Annotated in this window: 13 protein-coding genes; 5 read left to right on the forward strand and 8 right to left on the reverse strand. The window is 69.9% G+C overall.

Features of this window, described 5'->3' with window-relative positions; all coding sequences use genetic code 11:
- Positions 1-127 precede the first annotated feature (127 nt).
- From WME90_RS24650 to WME90_RS24670, 5 genes are all read right to left on the reverse strand, one after another.
- Positions 128-1,111, reverse strand: a complete 984-nt coding sequence (locus WME90_RS24650; protein WP_437274427.1) for an aldo/keto reductase — start codon at positions 1,109-1,111, stop codon at positions 128-130.
- A 424-nt stretch (positions 1,112-1,535) separates the two neighbouring features.
- The gene (locus WME90_RS24655; protein WP_437274428.1) at positions 1,536-1,892 is read right to left on the reverse strand and encodes a YciI family protein; all 357 of its coding nucleotides are present in this window, start codon (positions 1,890-1,892) and stop codon (positions 1,536-1,538) included.
- A 114-nt stretch (positions 1,893-2,006) separates the two neighbouring features.
- Positions 2,007-2,435 carry a DoxX family protein gene (locus tag WME90_RS24660; RefSeq protein ID WP_373372156.1) on the reverse strand — a complete coding sequence of 143 codons (429 nt, stop codon included), beginning with the start codon at positions 2,433-2,435 and terminating at the stop codon, positions 2,007-2,009.
- Positions 2,436-2,568: 133 nt separating this feature from the next.
- Positions 2,569-3,558 carry a sigma-70 family RNA polymerase sigma factor gene (locus tag WME90_RS24665; protein WP_437274429.1) on the reverse strand — a complete coding sequence of 330 codons (990 nt, stop codon included), beginning with the start codon at positions 3,556-3,558 and terminating at the stop codon, positions 2,569-2,571.
- Between the two features lie 4 nt (positions 3,559-3,562).
- Positions 3,563-3,985, reverse strand: a complete 423-nt coding sequence (locus tag WME90_RS24670) for an ADP-ribosylation/crystallin J1 (protein ID WP_437274430.1) — start codon at positions 3,983-3,985, stop codon at positions 3,563-3,565.
- 290 nt (positions 3,986-4,275) lie between these two features.
- Between WME90_RS24670 and WME90_RS24675 the strand changes: the two genes are divergently transcribed.
- From WME90_RS24675 to WME90_RS24685, 3 genes are all read left to right on the forward strand, one after another.
- Positions 4,276-4,818, forward strand: a complete 543-nt coding sequence (locus WME90_RS24675; protein ID WP_437274431.1) for an EF-hand domain-containing protein — start codon at positions 4,276-4,278, stop codon at positions 4,816-4,818.
- 725 nt (positions 4,819-5,543) lie between these two features.
- Complete coding sequence (locus WME90_RS24680) at positions 5,544-5,831, forward strand: hypothetical protein (RefSeq protein WP_437274432.1); 288 nt, start codon at positions 5,544-5,546, stop codon at positions 5,829-5,831.
- 156 nt (positions 5,832-5,987) lie between these two features.
- Positions 5,988-6,542 (forward strand): EF-hand domain-containing protein, encoded by a 555-nt coding sequence (locus WME90_RS24685; RefSeq protein WP_437274433.1) that lies wholly within the window; start codon positions 5,988-5,990, stop codon positions 6,540-6,542.
- 364 nt (positions 6,543-6,906) lie between these two features.
- Here the strand turns inward: WME90_RS24685 and WME90_RS24690 are convergent, their stop codons facing one another.
- Positions 6,907-10,449 (reverse strand): RCC1 domain-containing protein, encoded by a 3,543-nt coding sequence (locus WME90_RS24690; RefSeq protein ID WP_437274434.1) that lies wholly within the window; start codon positions 10,447-10,449, stop codon positions 6,907-6,909.
- 586 nt (positions 10,450-11,035) lie between these two features.
- The gene (locus WME90_RS24695; protein WP_437274435.1) at positions 11,036-11,611 is read right to left on the reverse strand and encodes a hypothetical protein; all 576 of its coding nucleotides are present in this window, start codon (positions 11,609-11,611) and stop codon (positions 11,036-11,038) included.
- 456 nt (positions 11,612-12,067) lie between these two features.
- Between WME90_RS24695 and WME90_RS24700 the strand changes: the two genes are divergently transcribed.
- Both WME90_RS24700 and WME90_RS24705 read left to right on the forward strand, forming a co-directional pair.
- The gene (locus tag WME90_RS24700; RefSeq protein ID WP_437274436.1) at positions 12,068-12,874 is read left to right on the forward strand and encodes a hypothetical protein; all 807 of its coding nucleotides are present in this window, start codon (positions 12,068-12,070) and stop codon (positions 12,872-12,874) included.
- A complete protein-coding gene (locus WME90_RS24705; RefSeq protein ID WP_437274437.1) occupies positions 12,847-13,767 on the forward strand; it encodes an ADP-ribosylglycohydrolase family protein in 921 nt (306 codons plus the stop codon). The genes WME90_RS24700 and WME90_RS24705 overlap by 28 nt, the downstream gene beginning before the upstream one ends.
- Positions 13,768-13,874: 107 nt before the next feature.
- Here WME90_RS24705 and WME90_RS24710 read toward each other — a convergent pair whose 3' ends face one another.
- Positions 13,875-14,732 (reverse strand): hypothetical protein, encoded by an 858-nt coding sequence (locus tag WME90_RS24710; RefSeq protein ID WP_437274438.1) that lies wholly within the window; start codon positions 14,730-14,732, stop codon positions 13,875-13,877.
- Positions 14,733-14,827: the final 95 nt, after the last annotated feature.

Here is a 14,827-nt window from a genome sequence, read left to right on the forward strand (position 1 = left end):
TGGAACCGCCAAGCCGCCATAAGACGCCAAGATTTTTGTGTTTTTCTCGGCGTCCGTGGCGCTTGGCAGTTCAAAGACCCCACTTTCGGTGGAATGACCCCACCACCCGCTCGTCAGGCCGGGTCGCTCACCGATTCACGGACTGCATTCCGGCTTCCGGATAGCGGAGGCCGACGGCCGCGCCCTTCGGCACCACCGCCTCCAGGCGCCGCAGATCGGCCTCGCTGAGCGAGATCGCCTCCGCGGCGACGTTCTCCTCGAGGTAGCTGCGGCGCTTCGTGCCGGGGATCGGGACGATGAAGTCCCCCTGCGCGAGCACCCAGGCGAGCGCGAGCTGCGACGCCTTCACGCCCTTCTCCCGCGCGATGCCCTCGACCTTCCCCACGAGATCGAGGTTCCGCTGGAAGTTCTCGCCCTGGAATCGCGGCGAGATGCGGCGGTAGTCGTCCGGCGCGAGGTCCTCGAAGCGCCGGATCTGCCCCGTGAGGAAGCCCCGGCCGAGGGGGCTGTACGCGAGGAAGCCGATGCCGAGCTCGCGGCACGTGGCGAGCACGTCGTCCTCGGGATCGCGCGACCAGAGCGAGTATTCGGTCTGCACCGACGCGAGCGGGTGAACCGCGTGGGCGCGCCGGAGCGTCGATGCGCTCGCCTCCGAGAGGCCGATCGCGCGCACCTTGCCGGCCTTCACGAGGTCCGCCATCGCGCCGACGCTGTCCTCGATGGGCGTCTTCGGATCGACGCGGTGCAGCTGGTACAGATCGATGACGTCGACGCGCAGGCGCCGCAGGCTCGCGTCGCAGGCCGAGCGGATGTACGCCGGCGCGCCGTTGATGCCGCGGACCATGACGTCGTTCGGGTCGCGGACGATGCCGCACTTTGTCGCGAGGACGACGCGATCGCGCCGGCCCGCGATGGCCCGGCCGACGAGCTCCTCGTTCGTGAAGGGACCATACATGTCCGCGGTGTCGAGCAGCGTGACGCCGAGCTCGATGGCGCGATGGATCGTGGCGATCGACTCGGCCTCGTCGCGCTCACCATAGAAATCGCTCATGCCCATGCAGCCGAGGCCGAGGGCGGAGACCTGCAGAGTTCCGAGCTTGCGCGTGTGCATGGTGGTGCTCCTTGGCGCCACGGAGAGGCCGCGGCGGCGGACGCCAACGTAAAAGTTAGCGCGCGCACGAAGTCAAGGGCGGTTCGACACCCTCGAGCGACCGGTTGGAGGGTGCTGGCACCCTCCCGGGAGAGATGAATCTCTGGCCGGAGGCTTCAGACACCCTCCCGGGAGGGCTGACACTCTGGCCGGAGGCTGTCGACACCTTCCCGGGAGAGATGAAACTCTGGCCGGAGGCTTCAGACACCCTCCCGGGAGAGCTGAACCTCTGGCCGGAAGCTTCAGACACCCTCCCGGGAGAGATGAATCTCTGGCCGGAGGCTGTCGACACCCTCCCGGGAGGGCTGACACTCTGGTCGGAGGCTTCGGTCAGCCGTCACGCTGTACGATTCAGCTGTAGACGCATCGATCACGGCTGGCGCGTTCAGGAGGGCGGAGGCCCATCCATCAGCGGCAGCACCTCGCAGTAGCCATCCCCCGCGACCTGGAGGAAGCGCTTCGCCCCCGCGATCGCCTCCTCCTTCGAGGCCGCCCGGATCAGCGCGTAGCCGACCATCGGATCCTTCATGTCCGGGAGCGCCCCGTCGCTCACGGTGAGCTCGGCGCCTGCTCTCCGGACGCGCGCGCCCGTCGCGGTGGGGAGGAGCGCGTCGGTGCCTAGGAGCACGCCCTCCCGCGTCATCTCGTCGATGAGCTTCCCCATCTGCGCCATGTGCTCCGGATCGGGCGCGCAGAGCTCCGGCTGGCGCTTGTCGGGTCGATACAGCATCAAAAATCGCATCGTCGTCTCTCCTCGGGTGCTCGCCCGGCACGGCGGGCGCTCCTCGCTCACAGTCCGCGCGCGCCGCTCGGACGCCTCGGTCGCGCGACGATCCATCGATCCCCGCTACCCCCGCTACTTCCGGAGCGGGAACAGCGCGCGCAGCCGCTCGTCGCGCAGGAGCAGCCCGCCCCAGATCATCGCGGCGACGTACACCGGGAACAGGACGTGGCTGAACAGCGGGTTGTCGACACGCACGTGCGTGGCGATGGCGCCGCCCAGGAAGCCCGTCAGCAGGACCGCGCCGAGCACCGACGTGCGCGGGATCACGTACGTGACGACGCTCGCCAGCAGGACCAGCCCGATGCCGCGGACCGAGCTCACGGGATATCCGAGCTGCTCGGACCCCTCCAGCACCTGGGGCACCATCATCAGCTTCCCGATGCTGTCGAAGAGCAGGAACGCCACCGAGAGGCCGCTGAGCACCCGCCCGGCCCAGACCTTCTTGTTCGACACAACCACCGGCTCCACGTGCTTCTCCGACATCAAGGCGCTCATCTCCATGGTCTCCTCCGGGTCGATCTGGACAGATCGGTCCGCCCGCCCCGGGGTCACGGTGGCGCGGCGCGGCCGATTCGATCCCTAGGACCGCGCGACAGCGCCCGATTCATCGGTCGACCGGAAGATTTTTTCGGGGCTACGTCTCGGGCCGGAGGGGCAGGCCAAAGAGCGGGAAGAGCCGCTCGGCGTCGAGGAACGAGCACACCCCGACGATCTCCCCGGCGGACACCTCGATGACCTGGATCGCCCACGGGACGAAGGCGCCGCCCGGACCGCCCGGCCGGTACTGCCCCAGCGCGAACGATCCGTTCGCCGCCACGGGCAGGAGCCGCGAGCCCCTGCAGCCCTCGCCCACCTTGAGGAGCCAGGCGTGCACCGACGGGCGGCCCCGCAGCCACAGGCGGTAGGGCGGCATCGACCAGGTCGCGTCCTCGCGGAGCAACGAGACGAGCGCGTCGACGTCCTGCCGCTCGAAGGCCGCGACGTAGCGGCCGAGCAGGGACCGCTGCGCTTCGTCCGTCGGCTCATGGAGATCGGCCCTCTCCTCGTGGCCCAGCGTCGCCCGGGCGCGCTGCAGCGCGCTGTTGACCGAGGCGACGGTCATCCCGAGCAGCTCGGCGATCTCCGCGGCCTCCCAGGACAGGACCTCCTTCAGCAGCAGCGCCGCGCGCTGCCGGGGCGGGAGCCGCTGGAGCGCGGCCACGAACGCGAGCCGGATCGTCTGCCGCGACGAGACCAGCTCTGCCGGGTCGCAGGACGCCGCCAGCACCCGATTGTCAGGGATCGGCAGCACCCACGTCGCCTCCGCCAGCGTGTCGAGGACCGGGTTCTCGGCCGAGCCCGCCGGGCCGAGATCCATCGGTCGAGCCCGCCTCGACCGGCTCCGCAGCATGTCGAGGCACACGTTGGTGGCGATGCGGTACAGCCACGATCGCAGCGCCGCGCTGCCCTCGAGCTGATCGGAGCTCCGCCACGCCCGCACCATCGTCTCCTGCACGGCGTCGTCCGCGTCGAACGCGGAGCCGAGCATCCGGTAACAGTGGCCGGTCAGCTCCTGCCGGTGCTGCTCAAGGCGCACCTCCATCTCGCGGGAGGAGGCGCTGGCTGCGGCGCTGGAGATCTCCATGGCGTCAACCAACCTTCGTGGGCGGGTTGCGGAGCCAGTCGGCGGGGAGACGGGTCGCAGGGTCGATGTCTCCCTGAAACTTCGGCCCGCAATAGACCTCGGTGACCTCGATGGTCCCGACGATGTGCCGGTTGAGCTCCTCCAGCTCCTCGGCGGGCACCCAGAGCTCCTCATGGGAGCGTCCACCCGCGATTTGCACAGGATACCTGCGGGCAAAGTCGTCCTCGACCTCGAACCGCGTCACCCACCCCGCGAACCCGGAGGTCTCATCGACGGTGTTCCAGTCGCGGGCGATCTTGCGCGCGTACTCCTCCGTCAGCACCGGATAGAAGATCGGCTGATGCGAAAGGCGCGGCGGGAAGGCTCGATAACCGGCCTCTGCGATGAGCCGGAGCTCGGCGAGGCCCACGGGTCGGTACAGGATCATCGTCGTCTCTGCTCCTTTATACCCCCGCTGGACGTGGATCCCAGGGCCAGTCTGCCGGAGCCGACGCTGCGACCTCGACGCGATGCGCGAGGCTCACCCCAGCGGGCCTCACGCGGCCCCTGCCCACGGGCGCGTGGTGGCGGCCCGGGACGGAGCGAGGTGCGGTGGGGCACGCCCGCGCCCGCTGAAAAAAGTTCGACGGGCGGCGTAGGGAGGGCCGGCCGGGGAGCGTCCCAGGAACAGAAGCCGGCAAGAACAGGCTGGCCCTTGCACAAAGGAGCACGACCCCGATGACCCTCGCCCTCTTCTCGAACAAGACCCACAGCGCGATCCGTCGCTTCGTCCTCGGCAGCTTCCTCGCGGCGGCCGTGCTCGCCGGCGGCGGAGCGGCCTACGCGGCGAACGGCGCAGGCGGAACGGGGGACAAGCCGGCGCCGCATCAGGGCAAGGACGCCCGCCGCGAGCACCACCCGAAGGACCCGGCCCGCCTCATCAAGCGCCTGGACAAGAACGGGGACGGCAAGCTGACCGTCGCCGAGCTCCCCGAGAAGGCGCAGAAGCGGCTCGGCAAGGCGGACACGAACAAGGACGGCACCCTGTCCGCCGAGGAGCTCAAGGCGCACGCCGAGCAGCGCATGAAGGACCGGGCAGCGAAGCACAAGGCGCGCTTCGCCAAGCGCGACAAGAACGGCGACGGCTTCCTCACCAAGGACGAGGTGGGCGAGAAGCGCTGGGAGCGGATGAAGGCGGGCGACGCGAACCGCGACGGCAAGCTGAGCCCCGACGAGCTGCGCGCCGCGCACGCCGCGCGCAAGCCGCCGGCAGCGCGGTAGCGCCGAGGCGAGCGGCCGCGCATCGACGCGAGCGGCCGCGCATCGACGCGAGCGGCGAGGTGAGCGGCCGCGCATCGAGGTGAGCGCCCGGTCGCGCGCACCGGGCCGCGCCGGGGGTGGTGGGAGAATTCCCCCACCCTGCCGGCATGATGGAACAGCCAAGACGCCAGGACGCCGCCGCCCCCGTCGCCGGCCCGCTCTCCTCTCTCCAGCCGTCCCCGCTGAGATGCCCAATGCGATGACCCGGCGCGCCATGCTGCCCCCGTTCCCCGCCCTGGCAGCAAGTGCAAAGAAGAACGATTCAAGGACGTTAAGGGCGAATCGCCACGCTCACGTCGAGTGACGGGACAGCCCTTACGCGATCCACATCTCTTCTGGGAAATCGAATCTGTATCAACAACCTATCCATGCGCCGAAAGGGCCGCGGTCACTCCGCAGCCTGTGGGATCCGTGACTCTCCCGTCGGGCGTGCGCCTGTACGAGCGCGAGCGTTCGGCTGGCCTGGACGCATGAGCCGTGCGTGCTGCGACCGACCGAGGTCCATTCGCGCCTTGACGCCGACATCGCCCGCTTCAGACTACCCCACTTTCCTGGATAGTGACTGTGAGGTCTGACGCAATCCTTGTCACGGGGCCGCGAGATCGGCCGTCGTGACATCGCACCATTGCAGTCACTCCCGAGTGAGCCCCCTGGGGGGACGGCCGCTGGACAAGGAGACGTACGCGATGCACCACTTCCACGACACTCGCGCTCTGCACAGGGCTGGTCTGACGACGACGGTCATCCTCGCCGCGGGACTCGCGGTCCGGCCCAGCTTCGCAGGAGGCTCCGGGCACGACGGTTACGAATTCTCGGTCGTCGCGACGCTCGACGAGGAGCCGCCGGGCGACGACAGGCACCATGGCTATTCGTTCCCCTGGCCGCTTGTCCACCTGAACGACCGCGGCCAGGTGCTGACGCAGGTGATCCTGACCAGCGGCGTGACGCACGTGGTAGTGGCGACCCCCGACTGAGCCCCGCGTCCGGGCCCTCAGAGCGGCAAGCCGCGGTCACGCCCGCGTTCGCCGAAAAAAGATCGAGGGGCGCGTAGGGAGGGCGGGCCAGGGAGCGTCCCAGGAACAGAAGCCGGCAAGAACAGGCTGGCCCTTGCACAAAGGAGCACGACCCCCATGACCCTCGCCCCCTTCTCCAACAAGACCCACAGCGCCATGCGTCGCTTCGTCCTCGGCAGCTTCCTCGCAGCGGCCGTGCTCGCCGGCGGCGGAGCGGCCTTCGCGGCGAACGGCGCAGGTGGCACCGGGAACAAGCCGGCGCCCCACCAGGGCAAGGACCAGGGCAAGGACGCCCGCCGCGAGCACCGCCCGAAGGATCCGGCGCGACTCATCGAGCGCTTCGACAAGAACGGCGACGGCAAGCTGGCCGTCGCCGAGCTGCCCGAGAAGGCGCAGAAGCGGCTCGGCAAGGCGGACACCAACAAGGACGGCGCCCTGTCGGCCGAGGAGCTCAAGGCGCACGCCGAGCAGCGCATGAAGGACCGGGCAGCGAAGCACAAGGCGCGCTTCGCCCGGCCCGACAAGAACGGCGACGGCTTCCTCACCAAGGACGAGGTGGGCGAGAAGCGCTGGGAGCGGGTGAAGGCGGTGGACGCGAACCGCGACGGCAAGGTGAGCCCCGACGAGCTGCGCGCGGCGCGCGCCGCGCGCAAGCCGCCGGCAGCGCGGTAGCTCCGAGGCGAGCGGCCGAGCATCGAGGCGAGCGCCCGGTCACGCGCACCGGGCCGCGCCGGGGGTGGTGGGGGAATTCCACCACCCTGCCGGAACGATGGAGCCGCCAAGTCGCCAACGGAGAGAAGAAGGGCCGTCCCGGCGTTTCCCCTCCCATTTCCCTGGTTTCTTGGCGGCCTTGGTGGCCTTGGCGGTTCACTTTCCAACCCGACTTCCCGCAGTAGAGCTAGCGCGGGGCGACCTCCGCCAGCGCGCCGCGCGCCTGACCGGGCCGGGCAGAGAGAGGGAGAGGGAGAGAGCCTGCCCGCGGTCTCCTGCAGATCTCAGGCGACCGCGGCATGGGGCGGCGGGCGGGACGAACGGCTCAATTGCACAAGGAGGCGCCGCCCGGCTTGAGGAGCACCTTGCCATGGATCGGGGAGACCGTGATGCTGCTTCCGCTCACGAGCACATCGTATCCCTTCGAGGTGGGATTCCACTCGTAGAGCTCGGGGCCCGGGTCCGGGGAGACCGCGGGCAGGGCGACCGTGACGTCGCCGCCTTCGGGCGCGGCCGGCGGCGGGCTCGTTGAGCCCGGGGGCGCGCCGAAGTTGACCACGGCGAAGCCGTGCTCGTACCGCCGCTGGTACGCCTTGCGCTCCGTGCCGATCGGGTCCTGGACGAAGACCGGCACTCCGCACGGCGCCCCGAGGTTCAATTGGAGCTGCGTGAAGTTCAGGTCCTTGTCCCGTTTGAGGGGCTCGACGTACATGCTCGCGAGGCCCTTGTCCGACATCAGGTAGCTCGCGAGCGCCCATTCGATCAGACGCCCTGTCTCGGCCCGGATCGCCGGATCCGCGCTGCTCTCGTCGATGGCGACGGGATTGTTCGCGTCGCCGAGCCAGAGGCTCGTCTTGGCGTAGAACGGCTTTCCGAGATCCTGGACGGCGGCCATGTAACTCTTCTCGTTGCTCCAGAAGTTTGCCGGCGTGCCCCCCGTGTTCGCCGGCGTGCCCCCCATGTTGATGCAACTGTAGAGGCCGTCATAGGAGAGGAACCCGCATGCGGTCGCGTTGAAGGCTGCCTCGTGCAGGACGCCATCGACGGTGTCGAAGACGCCCTCGAGCGTCACGCCGTTCGGCTCGAACGGGGTGACGGGCCACGCGTGCCCGATGAAGTCCATGTTGACGTGGAGGCGCTTGCCGTCCTTGTGCATCTCGTCGCGCAGCCGCTTCAGCCACTTCGTTACATCGCGCGTCCAGCGCCAGTCACAGAAGCCGTCGCGGACGAAGCACGACGGGCTATCGGGGTCACACGCGCCGCCGCACGAGGTGGTGGAGTAGCGGCTCAGGCCGCTGTACTTGTCGATCCATGCGCCGCCCGAGTAGACGCGGCACGCTCCCTCTTTGTTCGTGAGCCTCACGTTGTCGAGCGACAGCGCATCATAGTCTCTGGACCAGAAGATCCGGATCTTTCTCAGCACTTCCTGGACGACCGCCTCGTTCGTGAAATCGAACGCGATCTGCCCTCTCCCCCACCACGCCGCGTTCTCCCTTGCCAACGGGTCGTATTCTGGGGGAAGCTGGGCAGGGGCGCATTTCCGGAGGATCCAGTCCGGGTGGTTCGTGTTCCAGTAGTTGAACTTGATGGTCTCGACGAGCGTCGGCGAGAGGATGCAGCGCAGCCCCCGCCCGCTGCCCATATCCGAGCACGTGCCGGCCTCGCCATCGACCAGGCAATCGCCGTTATTCGTGCATGTCTTGAGATCGAGTGACGTGTTCTGGCGCAGCGAGTTGTAGTGGACGCACACCTTCTCGTCGAGGTTGTACAGCAGCTCCGGGTTGCCGAGATAAGAGATCATCGCGGCGTCCATAAGAGTGCAGTGATAGCCCGGCAGCTTGCAATCCGCGTCGACCTCGCAGCGCGCGATTGTCGCGCCGGCGTCGAACGCCGCGAGGGGTGTGTAGTGGCCCAGGAGGAGGTCCGGGTTCGGGGCGGCCAGGGCGTCCGTGTACCGGTCGGCGGACCACACGAAGGTGCGCTCCGGTCCCAGGCTGGTGACCTCGCCCGGCGTCATGTGGTGGTCAACGACCACGAAGCGGGGCACTTGCGACTGCGACGCCACCTCCGACGAGAGCATGGGCGCTTTGAGCTGGTAGAGCGTGACGCTGTCGGCCGCCTGACCGACCGCGTTCGCGTCGATCAGGCCGTTGTCGACGGCGGTGAAATGGTGCGAGGGGCATTCCCAGGTGGCGCACGTCGACGGTGACAGCAGGCCGCCGCGATCGTAACCGCCTCCTTGCTGGAGCTTCAGCCGGAAGCTCTTGACGGCGCCGGCCCAGGTCGAGCCGCCCGGCCGCGGCTGCGCGGCGAGATCGAGCGGCGTGCCTGTCCCGGAGAGGCAGAGCTCGTGGGCGATCGGCTGGCCGACGGGCGTGTCGTAGAGCGAGAGGGCCGCGGAGCCGCAGCCGTCGACGGCGATGGCGCCGCCCGCGGCCGGCGGGCCGAGGTCGACCACCGGGAGCGCGTCGCCTATCTCGCCAGGCTCGTCGCCGCACGGCCCGGCGGGGCTGGAGCACCCGGGGGAGCCGAGCCGGCCGGACCCGTTGTCCCCCCAGCACTTGATCTCGTCCGTGTCGAGGAGCGCGCAGGTGGCGTACTGGCCCGCGGAGACGGCCTTCACGGTGCGGCCCGTGCCCAGATTGACGGTCGGGAGCAGATCGGCCATCTCGCCGGGGCCGTCCCCGCGATAGAAGGTGTCGCCGATGCCTAGCTCGCCGGTGAAGTTGAAACCCCAGCACTTGACCTGGTCGTTATCGAGCAACGCGCAGGTGTGCCGCCCTCCCGCGGCGATGGTCTTCGCGGTGCGGTCCGTACCCAGGTCGACTGCGGGGAGGTCGTCTCCCATCTCGCCCGGCGCTTTGCCGCGGGCGGCGGTGTCGCCGAGGCCGAGCTCCCCGGTCGTGTTGTTCCCCCAGCACTTGACCTGGTCGTTGTCGAGCACGGCACAGGTGTGGAAGGAGCCCGTGGCGATCGCCTTGGCGGTGCGGCCCGTGCCCAGGTCGACCACAGGGAGGTCGTCTCCCATCTCGCCCGGCCCATCGCCCCATTCGGCGGTGTCGCCGAGGCCGAGCGCCCCGGTTCCGTTGCTCCCCCAGCACTTGACCTGGTCGTTGTCGAGGATCGCGCAGGTGTGAAAGGTCCCCGTGGCGATGGCCTTGGCTGTGCGGCCCGTGCCCAGGTTGACCACAGGGAGGTTGTCTCCCATCTCGCCCGGCCCATCGCCCCGTAGGGAGGCGTCGCCGAGACCGAGCTGCCCGGCTCCGTTGTACCCCCAGCACTTGACCTGGTCGTTGTCGAGGATCGCGCAGGTGTAGCTCCAGCCGGCGCTCGCGGTCTTCACGCTGCGACCAGCGCCCAGGTCGATGAACCCGAGATTCGCCATCTCGCCCGGCTCGTCGCCGCGGGATGCGACGTCGCCGAGGCCAAGCTCGCCAGACGTGTTGCGTCCCCAGCACTTGAGCCCTGGTTGGGACGAGGAGGGATCGAGCTCCAGCGCACAGGTGTGCTGTGACCCTGCGGTGACGGCGGTGATGTTCGCGCCGAAGCTCAGCGGGAGCGACGCCCCCATCTCGCCGGCGCTGTCGCCCCGTGAGGCGGCGTCGCCGAGCCCGAGCTGGCCAAAGCCGTTGTGCCCCCAGCACTTGAGCCCGCCCGTCGCCAGCACCGCGCACGCGTGGATTTTCCCGACGGCGAGCGCCTGTGCGCCCTGGCCCACGAGCGCGCTCGACGCGCTGCCCACCTCGACGCCGGCGGCGCCGGACTGCGCGTCGCCCTCTCCGCCGCCGCACGCCGAGGCGAGCGCGCTCGCGGCGAGCACGGTCGAGCGGAGCAGGGGGTGAACGCGGGAACGACGTGCGTCAACCATCGGACGTCTCCTCTCGCCAGCTCGTGGATCCGCACAGCGCGAGAAAGCGCTCCGCCGCGTCGATCCCCGCGGGTGGCGCAGTGCGGCAGGCGAAGCGGAGCTCGCGCCCGATGGTCGGGCGCATGCGAAGCTGCATGGTAAATGTTCTTTCCTAAAGCGACACGAGGGCCGTCGCGGGTTCCCCGCGGTGGAGAGCACGCGCTGTGCCGACGGCTGCGCCCGTGTCCATCGATCGCCTCGGATCCGCGCCGGGGCCGGCGATCGCGCTCGTCCGGCAGCGAGACGATGCGCGCGAGGCGCCACGGGCGCCCGCGAAAGCGTGACATCACGGACCGTGACATCGGGCCGATGTCACGCGACATTCCGGCAGGTGTCACGTGACATCGGGCAAGCGGCGCGCGCCCGCGCGAGGCCCCTCTTGAACTGGCCGGCGAGACCGCCGATCACGTTGCTCAAGCGAGAGATGAACCGCCAAGATGCCATGAGATGCCAAGACGTTTGTGGTTTTCTCGGCGTTCTTGGAGCGCTCGGCGGTGCGAAAGCCCCCACCTTCGGCCAAAGTACTCCCCACCGCGCCAGGCGTCCGTCAGCGCCGGGGCGCCGCCTCCTCGCCGGACGCCGTCTCTTCGCCCGGCGCCGTCTCCTCGCCGGCGCCCGCTGGCGCCGCGGCGCCGCGCTTCCTCGGACGCTTCGGGAAGAGCGGGAGCTGCCGCTCCAGCACCTGGCTCCGCCAGGCGAGCAGGGTCTGCGCGCGCCGCGCCGCCGTCTGCTTCCCGATGCCCGCGGTGAAGCGGAAGATGCGCCGCGCGAGCGCCTCCCGCGTGGGCGCCGCGGGCTCGAAGAGATCCGGCGCGACCTCCTTCACGACCTCGCACGCGAAGATCGCGCGCCGCAGGTGCGTCCGCTCGTCGGCAGAGCCGGACGGGGTGGCGAGCAGCTCGCGTGCCGCAGGCGTGATCGAGGCGCCTTCGTCGCCGAGCCAGCCGAGGACGCGGGCAGCGGCGAGCGCATAACCGACGTGCCGCAAGGAGATGCCCGTCTGCTCGGAGATCCGCTCCTTCTCGGTCACCCCGCCCGAGAGCGCCTCGAGCACGCGCCGCACGTTCGCGAGGTTGTCGGCCTGGGGGATCTCGGCGCTACGCAGCAGGCGGGTCGTCGGCATGGGCGGCAGGGAACCCCCGGCCCCGGCCGGGGGACAACACCATAGCGCGTTAAGGCGCGGCGTGGGTCTTGAAGGCGCCCGCCGAGACCGGGCGCAGCGTGGGTCTTGAAAGCGCTGGCCGAGGCGGGACGCGTCGTGGGTCTCGAAAGCGCCCTCCGAGGCCGGGCGCGTCGTCGCGGCACTTCTCCAGCGCGCGCGCTGCGCCGGCGGGGCGACGGGCGCCTGGTCCCTCTGTCAGAGCTGTCTGCGCCTGGCACACGTGGCGCAGCGCGCCGCCGAGCGCGCTCGAGAAAGCGCCCTGATCGCGGGGAGCGCGCGATGGAATGGTTGCTGCCAAGTCCGCCAGGACCGATGCTCCCGTCGAGTCCGCCGCGGCCCTCCGAGACATTGCGGCTGAAGGAGGGGGCGCCCCGGTTCTCCCCTGTACGGCGCTCTCGCGTGTTCCAGGTGCTCCCCATGAGATCTTTCCTTCACGCCTTGACCCGCTGGCAATCGACTCCCGTGTTCGCCCTCGCGCTGCTGTGTCTCCACTGCAGCTCGAGCGTCGAGGCGGGCTCGATGGACGGCGGTGGCTCCAGCGGCGAGGGCGGCAGCAGCAGCTCCACCGGCGAGGGGAGCGTCGCCGGCACCTCGACCGGCGAGGGCGGCGGCGGCAGCTCGAATGGATCGGGCGCCGGCGGCTCCACGGGGGAAGGCAGCGGCGGCTCCACGGGGGAAGGCAGCGGCGGCAGCTCCACGGGGGAAGGCGGCGGCGACGGATGCCGCCTGCCGGACGAGCCCGCGGTGTTCGAGATCGGGACCGGCGAGACCTGCTTCGAGAGCATCGAGGATGGCGCCACCCTCCCGGTGATGGCCGGGCCCCAGGGGGGATATCACCTCTGGTTCGCGGTCGGCTGCAGCGACTGCGGCGCGAGGGCCCGCGTGCGGTACAGCGTCAAGGACCCTGCGACAGGGGACCTGTTCCCGTCGGGCGTGCCGCAGGAGGGGATGATCGAGCTCCGCCCCGGGGAGTTCCCGCACGCGTTCGGGCTCATTGCGTTCCTCCCGGGAAGGGTGTGGGAGCCGGCCGCCGTGCTCAAGGAGGGGACCCACGTGATCCTCGCGGCGGAGGCGCGCAACGACGACGGCTCGACGAAGCACGCGGCGCAGGTGGAGGTCGTCCTCGGCGCCACCGAGGCCTGGGGGCCGCCGTGCAGCGACGATCCGGCGACCTGCGACGCCCCCGGCGGGGCGCCGTGCTGCACCGACTCGGTGCGCAATTGAGCCTGCGCTCGCCGTCGAACTCCGCTTTGCGAACGCGCGCCCGCGAGTGTCTTCTCGCCGGTGCGCTCGGTGATGCCTGGGGCGGCCCCTATGAAGGGGTTGCCGGCCCCCTGGACCCTCGGTTTCCCGCTGACCCACGGCTGTCCGACGACACCTGGTTGACGCTGGCTACCTGCGAAGCCATCGTGGCGGCGAAGGGTCGCGTCGACGCGGAGCGAGTCGCCGGCCGGTTTCGCGCTTGGTTCGACGAGGGTCGACTTACCGGCGTCGGCGCCGCGACGCTCAAGGCACTACGTGATCTTTCAGCGGGCGCGCACTGGGCGCTCGCTGGCGCCCGCGGAGAGTTCGCCGCAGGCTCGGGAGCGGCGATGCGCGCTGCTCCCTTGGCGTTCTTGCTCGACCCTCGGGACGAGGCGCAGCGCCGCATGATACGTGACGTCGCACGGATCACGCACCACAGCGACGAAGCGTACGCTGGCGCGCTCGCGGTCATCATCGCGATTCGCGCGTGCGCCCAGGCGGGCGCGATTCCGAGAGACCTACTCTCGTCTGTCGTCGCTGAGCTGCCCGACACGGCTGTTCGCGATCGTGCCGAGGAGCTGGCGGCGTTCGATGGATCGCCGCTCGATGCCGCCGACCGGTTCGGCTCGTCAGGACACGTGGTCGACGCTGTTCCCATTGCGCTGTTCACCGCGGCGACGTCGAGCAGCCCTGCGGTCGAAGACGTCATCCGGACTGCTGTATCCATGGGCGGCGACGCCGATACGATCGCGGCCATCGCGGCGCAGCTCGTCGGCGCGTCTGGGTCGTCAGTACCCGTGGCGCTCGCGTCGCGCATCGACGCGATGGACGAGGTGGAGCGTGTCGTCGGACGATTCGTCGCTCTCTTGTGACGACGCGATGCTCCGCGTGGCCAAGAGCGAATTGCAGCCGCGCCGGCGCGTCGCGCCGCTGCGCTGCGGCTTGCTCGGGATCGCGCGCCGAGCGGCGGAGGTGTGGATCAGAAGACGACGGCGCCGGGCGTGCAATACTGGTCGAGGAGGGGCGAAGGCGTCGCCGACACGTTGGCGTCGTCCACGTAGTACACGGCCGGCCCGCCGATCGTGTAGATATAGACCTCGTTGTTGAACGACGTGCCGCAGGTCTGGAGGTACTCCCACTTTCCGGTCTGGGTCGAGGTCCTGGTTGTGTAGCCCGTCGCGCCGCTGCCGAGCCCGATCGTCACCTGACCTGTCACCGTATAGACCCAGACGCTGAACCGCAGGTAGGTGTTGTTCGGCGGCGGGCTGGCAGCTGTCCAGTACTGCTGGGCGATGCCGCCGTTGGTCGTCGTCGCGGACACGAGGAGGCTGCGCTTGTTGGCCGTGTGCACGACGTCGGTCTTGAGCCATGTCGCGATGGCGCCGTAGTTCAGGTCATTGCTCGTGGCAGGCCAGGAGTCCGCCGCGGTGCCCCAGCCGGCGAACCACGAGGCGTTGGCGTTGCCATGATCGATGAAGCCCGAGGGGATGCCGGCCTGCGCGGTCTCGAAGCCGGGGTTATAGAGCAGGTTGACGATCGGGAGCTGGAGGAGGACGAGGGGCTGCGCGGCGCCGCCGGAGCTGACCGCGATCTCCGTGCCAGGCTGACCGACGGGGATCGGCGTCTGCTGGACCAGGGCGTCCGCGGCCGGCGCGGTGTTCTGCGCGCCGATGCCTTCGGACGGCCGCGCCTCCGCCGCGACGCGGGCCGCCTCGGGGAAGGCGGCGGCCTCCTCGACGTCCATGAGGCCCTCGTCGGGAGGTTCAGAGGCCGAGAGGCAACCGATGAGGGCGATGGGAACAACGAGGCTGCTGAGGATGGATGCGGTAGATTTCATGATGCGTTCTCTCCGGTCGGGGATTGTTTGTTCGACTGGCTGTCCTTTCTCCTGGGCACGCTGAGCACGCAGCGTGCCGGTGCGGCGGGCGGGGA

The organism is Sorangium sp. So ce375, assembly GCF_051473855.1.
GTDB lineage: Bacteria > Myxococcota_A > Polyangia > Polyangiales > Polyangiaceae > Sorangium.